Here is a 13,061-nt window from a genome sequence, read left to right on the forward strand (position 1 = left end):
TTTGTTGCTTCTTCCGTATTCTTTTCATTTTTTAAGAAACACTCTTCAATTTTTTAAATCGTCAACGTAAAATTTCTTGTTATCACTTAAATAACATTCCTCTTACGCTTCCTTCATGCCATATCATTTATGCCAATACTCTCAAAAAATCCAGCTTTTAATTAACAGCTATCCCCTGCTTTGCTTGCTAAAATATCCTAGATACTTAAAAATAAAATTCACATAAAAAAATAAAAAAAGTGATTCGTTTTTGCATAAAGAACTGATAAAGGATACAATCACCCGAAGGATAGAAGCATCATGAGCCAAGAAACGACGGTTCTGCCACACGCTTTAGAGCAATTGGAAAAAGCACTCAGAACCTTAGAGATTACCATTATAAACCGTAATGCCATTATTGATAAAAATAACGAATGGGAAGAAGAAATTCAACGAATGAATGCTGATCGTAGCCATCTTGCCCAGGCGCTTGATAAAGCTGAAGCCAAAGTGGAACGACTAGAGGCAGTAAATAAGGAAGTTTCTAAACGTTTGATTAAAGCGATGGAAACGATTCGTGTCGTCATTGATAGATAAAGGTTTGAAACTATGGAAACTGTTTCCGTCACCATTGATGGTAAAGTTTATCGCATGGCTTGTAATAAAGGGCAAGAGGGCCATCTTATTGAGCTTGCGGCTCGATTGGACCAATATATCGCACATCTGAAGGCAAATTTTGGTGAAATTGGTGACCATCGTTTATCGGTTATGGCTGGCATTATGATTATCGATGAAATGGAAGAAATAAAACGAGAAAATAAAAAACTACAAGAAGATTATGGGACTCTTTTACGGCTCCACAATGAAAGAGATCGCACCATGGGAAAAATTGTACGAGACACAACGGAACGCATTGAAAAGCTTACCAATCAATTGCTTAAAGATGCCCAAAATAGTGTTGGGCTTCAGGAGCAAGAAAATTCATAAATGGGCATGTTGCCACAGCAACAAACAAAAAGATGTCCTCCAAGAAACAAGAAAAAAGCAGTGCGCGCGTTTCACCTACACTGCTATCACTACACCAAAAATATTTCTTCATGACTGGTATTCATGCGAAGTCCATTGAATACTGCCATCTTTACACTTAATATAACAAATAAACCAGCACCATTATTTTCTTGAGCCGCTGCCAGTATATTTATCTTTTTTCAATGTGCATTACCATTGTATTTAAGACGATTTATGAGAAAGTTGCTAACTTCTTTTAGACAGTTTTATTTCCGTGCTAATTCCTCTTATGTCACGTAAGCAAATATTTTTTTACCGTTGAATTAAGGGGATTTAAAATAAAAAATAGTCCTCTATTCGAACCTCTCATTTAAGCTGCAAAATTATGAATTATTATGACAAATCAATATATTGACCGTATAATAGATAAAGCTTGTGCAAAAAATGTCTAAAAAGACGATAGGGTATAAACATCCCGATTAAATGCCTAAATCCATTATAGGCACGGTTTTTTCAGGAAAAAACCAGAGGCAAATTCAGCAGATAAAACCATAGCTATCGTCCGCAGAAACAACTGCACATCAAATATCTCTACCTCTGTATGCTCGCACCGAAAAAGCAGAGAGAATATTGCGCATAAATATTCAAAGGCTCTTTATTCCATCTTGAGAGACAGAAGCAATACGCAAGAGGTTGGTAGCACCAGGCGTACCGAAAGGAACGCCTGCTGTCACAACAAACCGATCTCCTCCTTGGCAAAAACCCTCTTGAAAAGCAAGTACTGCCGCACGATCAACCATATCCTCCAAGTCCCGTGCATCTTGCACCACGACACGAATAGAATCCCCCAAACTAAGCTCAAGCGCCGTGCTGTTTCCACGATAGGCGATAATGTGATAATGAAGCTGTTCAGACAGTTACAAAAAGAGCATCACGTATAAATGTCTCTATCAAATCCCTTTTATTCCATCTTGAGAGACAGAAGCAATACGCAAGAGGTTGGTAGCACCAGGCGTACCGAAGGGAACGCCTGCTGTCACAACAAACCGATCTCCTCCTTGGCAAAAACCCTCTTGAAAAGCAAGTACTGCCGCACGATCAACCATATCCTCCAAGTCCCGCGCATCTTGCACCACGACACGAATAGAATCCCCCAAACTAAGCTCAAGCGCCGTGCTGTTTCCACGATAGGCGATAATGTGATAATGAAGCTGTTCAGACAGTTACAAAAAGAGCATCACGTATAAATGTCTCTATCAAATCCCTTTTATTCCATCTTGAGAGACAGAAGCAATACGCAAGAGGTTGGTAGCACCAGGCGTACCGAAGGGAACGCCTGCTGTCACAACAAACCGATCTCCTCCTTGGCAAAAACCCTCTTGAAAAGCAAGTACTGCCGCACGATCAACCATATCCTCCAAGTCCCGCGCATCTTGCACCACGACACGAATAGAATCCCCCAAACTAAGCTCAAGCGCCGTGCTGTTTCCACGATAGGCGATAATGTGATAATGAAGCTGTTCAGACAGTTACAAAAAGAGCATCACGTATAAATGTCTCTATCAAATCCCTTTTATTCCATCTTGAGAGACAGAAGCAATACGCAAGAGGTTGGTAGCACCAGGCGTACCGAAGGGAACGCCTGCTGTCACAACAAACCGATCTCCTCCTTGGCAAAAACCCTCTTGAAAAGCAAGTACTGCCGCACGATCAACCATATCCTCCAAGTCCCGTGCATCTTGCACCACGACACAATGAATCCCCCAAACTAAACTCAAGCGCCGTGCTGTTTCCACGATGGGCGATAATGCGATAATAGGTGTATTTGGGCGCTCACGAGAGGCACGCACACCTGTTGTTCCTGATGCGGTATAAGCAACAATTACTTTTAATTGAAGGGTTTCAGCGATCTGTCGCGCCGCAAGAGAAATTGCATCTGTTCCTGTTGACTCTGGTGCAGGATGCTGTGCACCCACTTGAGCCTCATAGGTTGGATCTTGCTCGATTTGCCGAGCAATGCGATCCATCATAAGCACTGCTTCCTCAGGATAAAGACCAGAGGCTGATTCAGCAGACAACATCACAGCATCACTCCCCGCATAAACGGCTGTAGCCACATCAGAAACTTCTGCCCGCGTTGGAACAGAGGATGAGATCATAGACTCAAGCATTTGTGTAGCCACCACAACGGGCTTTCCAGCTAAACGACAGGCTTTTATGAGCTCCATCTGAAGTGCAGGAATCCTCTCCAATGGCATTTCCACACCAAGATCTCCCCGTGCAATCATAATACCATCAGACACATCAATAATCTTCTCTATCTGCTCCAAGGCCTGAGGTTTTTCGATCTTGGCCATCAAAGACACTTTGTTTTTCGTCAACTGGCGCACTTCTAGTATATCTTCCGGACGCTGAATAAAAGAAAGAGCAATCCAATCAACAGGCTGTTTCAACACGGCGTCAAGATCAGCCTGATCCTTTGGCGTCATTGGACCAAAAGGCGAAACTGTATCGGGAAGACTAACCCCTTTTCGATCAGAAATACGGGTTCCAGTAACCACACGGCACTGAACAGAATGGCCATCACACAACTCAGCACGCAGTTCCAGTTTTCCATCATCAACCAACAGTCGATCACCGGGTTTCACGGCAGCGAGTACATCTGCATGCGGAAAATAAACACGCTGTGCATCCCCAAGAATATCACGATCATCTAAAGTAAAGTTTTGCCCAACACACAAATTCTCTTGACCTTTAGCAAAATGACCGACACGCAATTTTGGTCCCTGTAAATCCACTAAAATACCAATTGGACGACCAACAGTTTTTTCAACCTCTCGGATTCGTTTGACCAAATCAGCCATTGTTTCACGATCCGTGTGACTCATATTTAGACGAAAAACATCGGCTCCTGCCCTAAAAAGCTTCTCAATCATCGAAATAGAAAAAGAAGAAGGACCAAGAGTAGCAATAATTTTTACTTTACGTGTACGCTTCACGGTGGGGAAACTCCCGAAAGAGGAGGAGAATGTATAACCGAATCATTGAACAAAGACTCATCGGTCAGCTGCACCATCCAACTAGTTTGGTTGCCTGTGTCAATTTCCTTAAATTCTGCCTTTTGATACCCGCGAGGGAAACAGTCATGCACCCCCTGAATGGTAAATTGGCTATCTTGTACACACATGGTTATAGAACCTGACCAGCTGCCTTTTTTCTGTGCACCTTCTGCATAAAAATAATAAAATCGCGAAGAAAGTGGCCCCTCGATCAAGGTTTTACACTCCGTCACTGGTACTGTCCACCACCCTTCACTTACCCAGCCTGAAAAAGTACGATAACCAAGAGCAACACCAACGGACTGTTGGGTCGAATTACAAACGCGGAAATCAGCTTTTGCAAAATGAACAAGTGAGAACGAGAGCAAAATGCTCAAAAGAAAAACCCCCAGCCCTCTGTGAAACACCCATTGCTGTTTTTTGGCAACCACAAAACCACCTTTATGCTGTAAGCCCTTAAAACAAAACATACATCCCTTTATCTTCTCTTTTTTCAAGAATCTTCCAAATGTATCGAGGTATATATTTGTTTTCTGCTTCTTATCACCCTTTTGTCAATGTATAAGCTTAAACTTTTACAAAATATTTAAAGTCAACTTGTAAAAAAGTTTACAGCTTGATTCACTGTTTGTTTTTCAAGCTTCCTCAACACAACTTTTTCGTCGAAAAACAACTTAAAACAAAGACCCCGGAGAAAAATGCAAATGGACACAGTCACTGATCAAACACATGCTATATCCGTCAATCAATTGCGTGCTTTTATCGAACGTATTGAACGACTAGAAGAAGAGAAAAAAACCATTTCTGATGATATTAAAGAGGTTTATGCCGAACTTAAAGGCTCTGGTTTTGATAGTAAAGCTGTTCGCAGCATTATACGATTACGCAAAAAAGAAGACCATGAACGAATGGAAGAAGAAGCAGTTATCCAACTTTATAAAAACGCGCTTGGCATGACTTAACGCTGCAGTATTCTTTCACGGAAAAGTTCCAGTCTCAACCCTTCTTCTTCTTTTTGCGTTTTTGCGCACAAGAGTTTTTCTTTTCTTAACAGCATTGATGACAATACTGTCAAGAGTTGTATGAACGAGAAAACCATAAACAAATGGAAGAAGAAGATATCATCTAATTCTTTAGAAGTACCTTTGTGGTATATGAGTACCGTTGAGAACATGCAACATTTTCTCAAAATGAAAAGGAAATGCAAAAAACGAATAATACCTTTAAATTGCTACCAGAAATTTTAGCAATTTGTGTAACTTGTAACGATGATATATCGCCATATCACCTAATTTTGGAAAGGATCGCTTGAGAGCGCATAAGGTCTCTTATCCCTAAGAAGTATTCTTCTCTTTCATCCAGTTCTTGAGACGTGAGATGAGGAGGCAGGTTGGCGTAACAACATTGTGCGATCCCACGCTATATTTTGCACAAATTAAATGACAAAAGTCGCTGCAAGAACCAGTATTGTACATAAAAAATTTCTCAAAAATGAACGCACTGATGAATATCAAATTGTAAAAAAATTGACGCCGAAACGGATTGGCAAGCTGCTTAAGAGATTCTCACACAAGCGCAAACAATTTGAAAATATAACAAAGAAAGCAGAGTGATGATTCGACATAAATTACGCAATCATTCAGGTGATTAAAGACTAAACTGTCACAAGACAATAAATTCACAACCGTGAATCAAAAAAACAACATGTTGAGCATTTCAAATTTGCCCGCCTGAGTAATATTGGTGATAATTATACCTCTATGATTTACAAAATACTCTGATTAACAAATAAATCAGAGACAACAGAAAAGCCATAAGCAGCAATACGCACATCGTCCATACACATAAAATAAACTTATCCATATAAAACATCGCGTGAGTAATAAGCGAGAATTGTTCCATTTTTAATGTGAACTCGCGAGGTTTTCTCTACGAATGATGAAGGAGATTTAAAAATATAAGAACCACGAACAAAGTGCGATTAAAAGCGACTATGCATTATCAAAATTACACCCGCTTGATTTATAATTTTTGCTCCCATTCTACTGCTTCTGTATAAAGGTTATTGTTTTTGATAAAGTTTGTTGTTGACTTCCCACTTTTTTGAGGAGGATTTCATCAAGAAAGGAAGAGATCTTTGAAAAAATCGAATAAGAATTGTACGAATCCGCACATGTCATTATCTCAGGGGAGGAAACTATGGCAATCGAAATAAAACGAACAATTTCCACATTGATAAATTTGGAAGATGCTGGTGAATTGTCTTCCTATTATCGGCGTGTATCGGCGCGATACAAACTTTTTTTGTCTTTTTGAACCTATAAAATCTGATGATTATCATACCCTAATAGCTTAGAAACATGTGCAAATCCATTCGCTTATACAAATGCACAAGGACAAGCATATCGCTATACCGTACGATTGAAAAATGAGAGCACAATCATCGCCATTGTTCACTTCACAAATGTAGTGCGTGGTGTTTTTCAAGCCTACAATCTTGGCTTTTCTCTTGATGAAAAACAATAAAAACAAGGCCTCATATTCGAGATTTTATCTGCTCTAATACCTCACATCCTCCATTTTTATCATCTCCATAGAGTGATGGCAAACTATATGCCTGAAAATATCAGCAGTGGAACTTTATTGGAGCCCTTTGATTTTGAGAAAGAAGGCCATGCCAGAGACTCATGCCAGAGATTATCTGATAATTTCCGGCCAATGGAGAGATCACATTCTCATCTCTTGAATGGATGATGCCTAACGAAATTCAAAAAACGTTTCTTTTTCACTGTTTTTACACACTTGTTATCTTTCACTGCCCTCCCACAACAATTCAAGCTCTCAGCATTTTTCTTTTACGCATAGAAATTTTTCTTCTCTAAATACATGCGCTCATCTCATAAAGAATGATTCAAAAACAGATATAACGTACAAAAGAAACAATTACCAAAATCTATAAAAATCCTCTTGAGATAGATTAATGCTATAGCGTTTTTATGACTTCACACCCTCTATATCTTCGCGCAATAATTCCAGTTCCAACCATTCCTCTTCCTTTTTTGCACAAGTATTTTTCTTTTCTTCCAGTATTTTTGATAAACGCTCAAAACGCTCTTTATCGTTGCAATATAGTGTTGGATCAGAGAGTTCTTGTTCAATTTTTTTGATTTCATCCTGCAAAGCAGCAATTTGTTCAGGCAATTTTTCCAATGCATAAACCTGCTTATAAGATAGTTTGCGTGATTTTATTTTCTCCCGTTCCATAATGCCATGATTTGGCGATGAGAGATGTTTTGCATTCTCCTGTACGCGAGACTTTGACAGCTCTTTACGCTGTGTTAGTTCATTATCTTTACGCGTTAACAGTGCGTCTTGCTTTCGTTGAGCCATCATATCACTATAACCGCCAGCATATAAAATCCAGCGACCCTCTCCTTGGGGTGCCAATATATGGGTCACAGTGCGATCTAAAAAGTCTCTGTCATGGCTAACCAACAACACAGTTCCAGCAAAATCGGCAATAAATTCTTGCAACAAATCCAGTGTTTCCATATCCAAATCATTGGTTGGTTCATCAAGAATCAAAAAGTTTGCAGGTCGTGAAAGGAGCCGTGCAAGCATGAGGCGGGCTCTTTCTCCACCGGATAATTCTTTGATTGGTGTCCGTGCTTGTTCGGGTAAAAACAAAAAGTCTTTCATATAAGAAACAACGTGCCGCTCTTTCCCATTAATCAGGAGAGTATCTCCCCTCCCACCGGTTAGATAATGCGCTAAAGTATCTTTTTCATTTAAAATACGTTGTTGATCAAGAAACGCCATAGAAAGATTATATCCATGCTTTACCGTTCCACTATCAACCGATAGTTTCCCAATCAAAGCGGAAAGTAAAGTTGTCTTTCCTATACCATTGGGACCAACAAAACCAATCCTATCCCCACGCTGAATACGCAAAGAGAAATCTTTCACAAGAACGCGTTCACCATAGGATTTTGAAATCCGCTTCGCTTCAAGCACCAATTGACCAGAATCGTGATTTTTAGCAGCGGCTAAAAGCGCACTTCCAGTTGGCCCTTTATAAGTTTTATGTTGCTGTCTTAGTTCTTTTAAGACCCCCAAACGCCGCACATTACGTTTACGCCGTGCCGTTACTCCATAGCGCAACCATTGTTCTTCACGCGCAATCTGTCGCCCCAATTTGTGCTGTTCTAGAGCTTCCTCTTCAAGCGCCTTATCACGCCAATTTTCAAACTCCGAAAAACGCTTCTCCAGTCTTTTGGTCGTGCCCCGATCAAGCCATACCGTTGAACGCGTAACATTTTCTAAAAATCGCCGATCATGAGAAATCACCACAACCGCTGAACGTAGAGAACATAAAACGCTTTCGAGCCATTCAATAGTTTGTAAATCAAGATGATTGGTTGGTTCATCTAAAAGAAGAATATCCGGTTTTGCAGCAATCGCTTGTAATAATGAAACACGCCGCTTTTCACCGCCAGAAAGCGTCGCCAACGTCTCGGTTCCTAAAAAACCAAGATTTGTCAAAAGTGTATTTATCCATTGCACATCCGGCGTATCACCCAGCCCCGCTTCTACACAAGTGCGAATATCTCCACAGCCTGAATACTCAGGGTTTTGTGATACATAACGAAGCGTCGCCCGCGGATGGCGAAAAATTTCCCCCCCACTCGGTTCACTTATTCCAGCGGCAATTTTTAACAGCGTCGACTTTCCGCAACCATTACGTCCTACCAACGCGATACGTGCCCCTTGCTCTACCGATAGACCAGCTTGGTTGAGCAAGGGAGTTTTTCCAAAAGTTAGGAAAACACGCTCAAGCCGCAGCAGCGGCGCCGCCATTAACGAACGTGTTGAGGACAAGGTACCTGATGCATGATACCTCTTCCATCACGATAAGTGCATAACTTTTTCGCCTGCACTCTCTGAGGACAAGGTGCTTGGTACATGTATCCTCCATGACCACGATATGTGCACAATTGTGCAGACTGAGGCTGTTGTTGTCTTTTCTGATTCGCAGCAGCACCTGTTATTGTTCCTGCAAGAGCACCAAAGGCAGCACCGGTCAGTGCCGCTTCAGGACTAGCGCCAGCAATTGCTGTTCCTGCCAAGGCGCCTATTGCGGCTCCACCCACGCCATAACGTGCAACACGCTGATCATTAACAGAACAAGCCACCGTACTGAAGCCAATAGCTGAAACAACTGTCACTTTTAAAATTGATTTTAACATATAAAAACCTTCCCTTCTCAATATAGAAATATGTCATTGATGCTAGCACTTCACCACCACGCCTCCCCTCTGGCTTATTCCAATATACCGAAAGAGCTTTCTGGAATAGGTACAGACGCCAACAATATAGCTTTCCCAGAACCTAAATAGCAAGAAAAGGTTCCACAAATACGGTTAGAAAGTGTTAAAGAAGACCCAAAAGACACATTTTTATCATAAAGTGGCCATTTTACACCTGAGAGTGTTAAGCCTTGTAAATCAGAAAAACCGATAATACTAAACAAACACCCATCAGGTAAATCACATGAAAAAGGCATTGGCAAGATCGGCCACCCTTCCTCAAGACCACTCGTCAATAACACTGAAATGCCTTTCTCGGCCATCACCAGTGCTTGCATCATATGAGAAAGAGTATGATCGCTTCTTTCACCTCCAAAAGCACCACACAAAATAAGCTGTTTTGCCCCCTTTTGCAGAGCTCTTTCACATGCCAGAGCACTATCGGTCATATCTTTATCAGAAGGAAAAACCTCACGCGGAATATCACTATATTGACTTACTAAATCCTGATCAGATGAATCGAAATCCCCCAACCATAACTCAGGCACAACATTCAACGCTGCTGCATGACGCATCCCACCATCTGCAGCAATCACTCGACTCTTGCGAATTTGATTGAGCAAACGATCAGTGATACTGACGTCTCCATTTAACAATATTGTAAATGTTGTCATGCCCTATTTTGCCTTTCGCAATATTTCCCTCTGGTAAGCCATTTTTATAAAAAAGATCTATTCTTAATAGATAGTAATCATGTGATATAGCCAAAAGAATCCTTATTCTGAAAGTTTCTTTATTGTAAAAAATACATACAAGACACAAATGGAGCTTGCCACAATATACTCCGAAAATGCGATGTACATTGATCAACGACACCAGTTTTTTTCAACGAAATTTTCTTTTTCGCAGCAGAATATATAAAGCGACTCTCGTAAGCTTTATATTTCTCCTTTCTGCTTGTCACATGCATCTCCCCCAACATGATATGCTTTCCTCTTTAGATTCTTCTGGAACAATCAAACGTACCAGCAAATACAATATCCCAGCAAATACAATATCTATGTCACATTAAGCGCTATACAACATCCGCGTATTTTGCAAATATATGGCGTTGCATACTATGATGCAAAACTTGAACGTTCGTTAGCAAATTTTGTGCACAAACTCGCGACTGTATCACAAAATTCTCAACAAACCTATTCTATAATAATTTTAGACTTGCAAAGTATTAACGTATTTACCCTACCAGGTGGCTATATTTACTTAACCCGCGATATGCTAGCATTAGTCAATAACTCTTTAGAAGTTGTGGCAATTTTAGCTCATGTAATAACTCATATCACTGCTAATCATGGCATTTTACGCCTGCAAAAAGAAGCACAATTGAAGATGACAGAGTGCATATCACCGAATTTTTTCTCTCACGCCAAAAAAAATCCTACCACCCACTTAAAAACAAGCGACAACTTGCACAATTTTCACGCAATCAGGAATTACAAGCCGATTCAGTTGCATTGGAAATGCTTCAGCAAGCATGATTTAATCCATTTGCTTCACCGCGCTTTTTCCAAACACTAGAAGCGTATAGCGCCTTTCGCAATCTCTCAAACGCCATGAATGCTTCCTTGTATTTTCCAGCAACGCATCCACCCACTCCGCAACGCATTTGCCTTGCGATAAAATCAGTACAGCAAACAGTGGAAAGACTGATTGTCATTCTTTTCTCAAAAACATTGATGGCATGCTTTTTTTGAGACGACCTTCATACAGGTTTTATTCGAGGAAACCAATTTATTCACTCGCAATTGCGCATAACTTTTTCCATTCCAAACACTTTCACCGTAGAAAATTCAGGACACACTGTTTGAGCCAGTAGCCCAGATAAAATTGCCATTCGTTTTGATGCTATCCCGCACTCTGCTGAAATATCTGCGAGTAATTATTTAAAAAACGGATGGATTACAGGACTAGATGCATTCTCTATCCGCCCAATCACAATCCATGGTCCACCCGGAGCGCAAGATGGCAATTTGATATAGCTGTCATTTTGTTCAATAAACACATCTTCTTGTTCAATAAACACATCTTCTGCTCCCTTACCTCTGCCCATCATAATTCTCAAAATTTTGCAGCTATTGCCAAAAAACACTACACAGTTTTCATTCTCTTTCATTATCATAATCCAACAAGCTGAAACCCCTGAGAATCCGTGTTGTACACATTAAAGAGGGAGAACGTGTCGCAAGTCTTGCCAATACAATGCAAAATACATTGATACAAAGAAAAACTGTTTTACATTCTCCATGCACTCTCACCAACCTAAATTTTACGTGTCGGTACAGACACTAAAATTATTGCAGAATAGATCGGGTTATCTTTATCATTTTTTGCATTTTTGATTCCCTCATACCCTCTTTAATCACCCTCTGCATTCTGAAACATTTTCCGCATACATTTAGCTGATCTTTAAAACTAGTCACAGCACGCACACAATCATTCCCACATCCACTTCAGATTTACTTCTCATAAAACTTTCAATACTTACATCTCATAGGCATCTTCTGGATGAACGGTAAGGAGAGCAGAACGCAACTTTTGCAAGGCCCGTGCTTCAATTTGGCGCACTCTCTCTTTCGAGATTCCGAGCTTTTCACCTAAAACTTCTAAAGTCGCTCCCTCTTCATTGAGGCGACGGAAGCGAATAATTTCAAGTTCCCGTTCATTGAGAATTTGCAACGCATCATAAAGCCATTGTGTCCGCCGCTGACTATCAATTGCTTGCTCAATTAAAGCATCGGGCAGCGGACTGTCATCTACCAGAGCATCCATTTTAGCAATGGGATTATCACTGTTCTCAGAAACAGAAACGCTCAAAGAATTATCAGAACTAGAAAAACGAAAATCCATTGTTTCAACATCATGAACTGAAACGCCGAGTTTTTCAGCGATTGCGCGAAATATATCTTGTTTTGAGAGAGCCCTATCATCTTGCACCAATTTTGCCCGCAAACGCCGAAGATTAAAGAAAAGCGCTTTTTGCGAAGAACTGGTTCCTCCTCGAACGATGGACCAATTTCGTAAAATATAATCTTGAATAGATGCGCGAATCCACCATGTTGCATAAGTCGAAAAGCGCACCTCCCGATCAGGTTCGAAACGCGCAGCGGCTTCCAAAAGCCCCACATAACCTTCTTGCACCAGATCTCCCAGCGGCATTTTGAACCGTTTAAAACGATTAGCAATCGCAATCACCAAACGCATATGAGCCGCTGCAATTTGGTGCATAGCCTCATCATCGTGTTTATCTTTCCACCGCAGAGCCAAATCATGCTCTTTTTGTCGTTCAAGATAAGGCGCTTGCATCGCAGAACGCATCATATTACGTTCCAAGCTTTCATCTGCGTCGCTATAACCCTTGCTCTTTCTGTAAACAGCATTTGAAAGATTGCCCATAATAACCCCTTGCGATTAAAATTATCAAAATTGATCTGGTAATGACATCATCGTTCTTCCCCAAAAAAAGAACTTATAAGTTGTTTGATTTAATCTCGCTACTTTAGCGTGTAATTTTATAATCGCAATTGTTTTTTTATTACAATTTTAAAGCTTATCGTCATAAAATACAGTTTTGTCTACAAAACGACGATATGGTATACGCTGTTCACCGGCGAAAAATATATGAAAAAGCTTGTTTTGTAATATTTTTGTG

General features: G+C 40.5%; 9 protein-coding genes and 5 pseudogenes. 5 read left to right on the forward strand and 9 right to left on the reverse strand.

From position 1 onward, the window contains the following. The first annotated feature begins 300 nt into the window (after positions 1-300). Positions 301-576 carry a DUF4164 domain-containing protein gene (locus V4P57_RS07595; RefSeq protein ID WP_455465939.1) on the forward strand — a complete coding sequence of 92 codons (276 nt, stop codon included), beginning with the start codon at positions 301-303 and terminating at the stop codon, positions 574-576. Positions 577-588: 12 nt separating this feature from the next. Next, positions 589-966, forward strand: coding sequence for a cell division protein ZapA (locus V4P57_RS07600; RefSeq protein WP_455465940.1), 378 nt, complete (start codon positions 589-591; stop codon positions 964-966). 665 nt (positions 967-1,631) lie between these two features. Here V4P57_RS07600 and V4P57_RS07605 read toward each other — a convergent pair. The 5 genes and pseudogenes from V4P57_RS07605 to V4P57_RS07625 form a co-directional block, all read right to left on the reverse strand. Further along, positions 1,632-1,897, reverse strand: a pseudogene (locus V4P57_RS07605) (pyruvate kinase alpha/beta domain-containing protein); the annotation flags it as partial. Positions 1,898-1,937: 40 nt separating this feature from the next. Next, a pseudogene (locus V4P57_RS07610) lies at positions 1,938-2,203 on the reverse strand (pyruvate kinase alpha/beta domain-containing protein); the annotation flags it as partial. A 40-nt stretch (positions 2,204-2,243) separates the two neighbouring features. Beyond that, a pseudogene (locus V4P57_RS07615) lies at positions 2,244-2,509 on the reverse strand (pyruvate kinase alpha/beta domain-containing protein); the annotation flags it as partial. A 40-nt stretch (positions 2,510-2,549) separates the two neighbouring features. Beyond that, positions 2,550-3,986 (reverse strand): pyruvate kinase, encoded by a 1,437-nt coding sequence (gene pyk, locus V4P57_RS07620; protein ID WP_455465941.1) that lies wholly within the window; start codon positions 3,984-3,986, stop codon positions 2,550-2,552. Continuing rightward, positions 3,983-4,516 (reverse strand): DUF1036 domain-containing protein, encoded by a 534-nt coding sequence (locus V4P57_RS07625; RefSeq protein WP_455465942.1) that lies wholly within the window; start codon positions 4,514-4,516, stop codon positions 3,983-3,985. The genes pyk and V4P57_RS07625 overlap by 4 nt, the downstream gene beginning before the upstream one ends. 234 nt (positions 4,517-4,750) lie before the next feature. On the opposite strand from V4P57_RS07625, the gene V4P57_RS07630 reads away from it, so the two are divergent. Both V4P57_RS07630 and V4P57_RS07635 read left to right on the forward strand, forming a co-directional pair. Next, positions 4,751-5,008, forward strand: coding sequence for a DUF2312 domain-containing protein (locus tag V4P57_RS07630; RefSeq protein ID WP_409362171.1), 258 nt, complete (start codon positions 4,751-4,753; stop codon positions 5,006-5,008). Between the two features lie 1,237 nt (positions 5,009-6,245). Continuing rightward, a pseudogene (locus tag V4P57_RS07635) lies at positions 6,246-6,792 on the forward strand (GNAT family N-acetyltransferase). Between the two features lie 248 nt (positions 6,793-7,040). Here the strand turns inward: V4P57_RS07635 and V4P57_RS07640 are convergent. The 3 genes from V4P57_RS07640 to V4P57_RS07650 all read right to left on the reverse strand — a co-directional run bounded on the left by V4P57_RS07640 (position 7,041) and on the right by V4P57_RS07650 (position 10,026). Next, a complete protein-coding gene (locus V4P57_RS07640) occupies positions 7,041-8,903 on the reverse strand; it encodes an ABC-F family ATP-binding cassette domain-containing protein (RefSeq protein ID WP_455466985.1) in 1,863 nt (620 codons plus the stop codon). Continuing rightward, the gene (locus V4P57_RS07645; RefSeq protein ID WP_455465943.1) at positions 8,903-9,292 is read right to left on the reverse strand and encodes a hypothetical protein; all 390 of its coding nucleotides are present in this window, start codon (positions 9,290-9,292) and stop codon (positions 8,903-8,905) included. The genes V4P57_RS07640 and V4P57_RS07645 overlap by 1 nt, the downstream gene beginning before the upstream one ends. Before the next feature lie 74 nt (positions 9,293-9,366). Next, complete coding sequence (locus tag V4P57_RS07650; protein ID WP_455465944.1) at positions 9,367-10,026, reverse strand: thiamine diphosphokinase; 660 nt, start codon at positions 10,024-10,026, stop codon at positions 9,367-9,369. Positions 10,027-10,174: 148 nt separating this feature from the next. Here V4P57_RS07650 and V4P57_RS07655 point away from each other — a divergent pair. Then, positions 10,175-11,675, forward strand: a pseudogene (locus V4P57_RS07655) (M48 family metalloprotease). Positions 11,676-11,893: 218 nt separating this feature from the next. On the opposite strand, the gene V4P57_RS07660 reads toward V4P57_RS07655, so the two are convergent. Then, positions 11,894-12,805, reverse strand: a complete 912-nt coding sequence (locus V4P57_RS07660) for an RNA polymerase factor sigma-32 (RefSeq protein WP_455465945.1) — start codon at positions 12,803-12,805, stop codon at positions 11,894-11,896. Between the last annotated feature and the right edge of the window lie 256 nt (positions 12,806-13,061).

It is taken from the genome of Bartonella sp. B39 (assembly GCF_053795145.1).

Excerpts from the sequence above, each read along its gene's own strand:
- V4P57_RS07595 (WP_455465939.1), top strand. The coding sequence starts at position 301 with ATGAGCCAAGAAACGACGGTTCTGCCACACGCTTTAGAGCAATTGGAA.
- V4P57_RS07600 (WP_455465940.1), top strand. The coding sequence starts at position 589 with ATGGAAACTGTTTCCGTCACCATTGATGGTAAAGTTTATCGCATGGCT.
- V4P57_RS07625 (WP_455465942.1), bottom strand. The coding sequence starts at position 4,516 with ATGTTTTGTTTTAAGGGCTTACAGCATAAAGGTGGTTTTGTGGTTGCC.
- V4P57_RS07630 (WP_409362171.1), top strand. The coding sequence starts at position 4,751 with ATGGACACAGTCACTGATCAAACACATGCTATATCCGTCAATCAATTG.
- V4P57_RS07640 (WP_455466985.1), bottom strand. The coding sequence starts at position 8,903 with ATGGCGGCGCCGCTGCTGCGGCTTGAGCGTGTTTTCCTAACTTTTGGA.
- V4P57_RS07645 (WP_455465943.1), bottom strand. The coding sequence starts at position 9,292 with ATGTTAAAATCAATTTTAAAAGTGACAGTTGTTTCAGCTATTGGCTTC.
- V4P57_RS07650 (WP_455465944.1), bottom strand. The coding sequence starts at position 10,026 with ATGACAACATTTACAATATTGTTAAATGGAGACGTCAGTATCACTGAT.
- V4P57_RS07660 (WP_455465945.1), bottom strand. The coding sequence starts at position 12,805 with ATGGGCAATCTTTCAAATGCTGTTTACAGAAAGAGCAAGGGTTATAGC.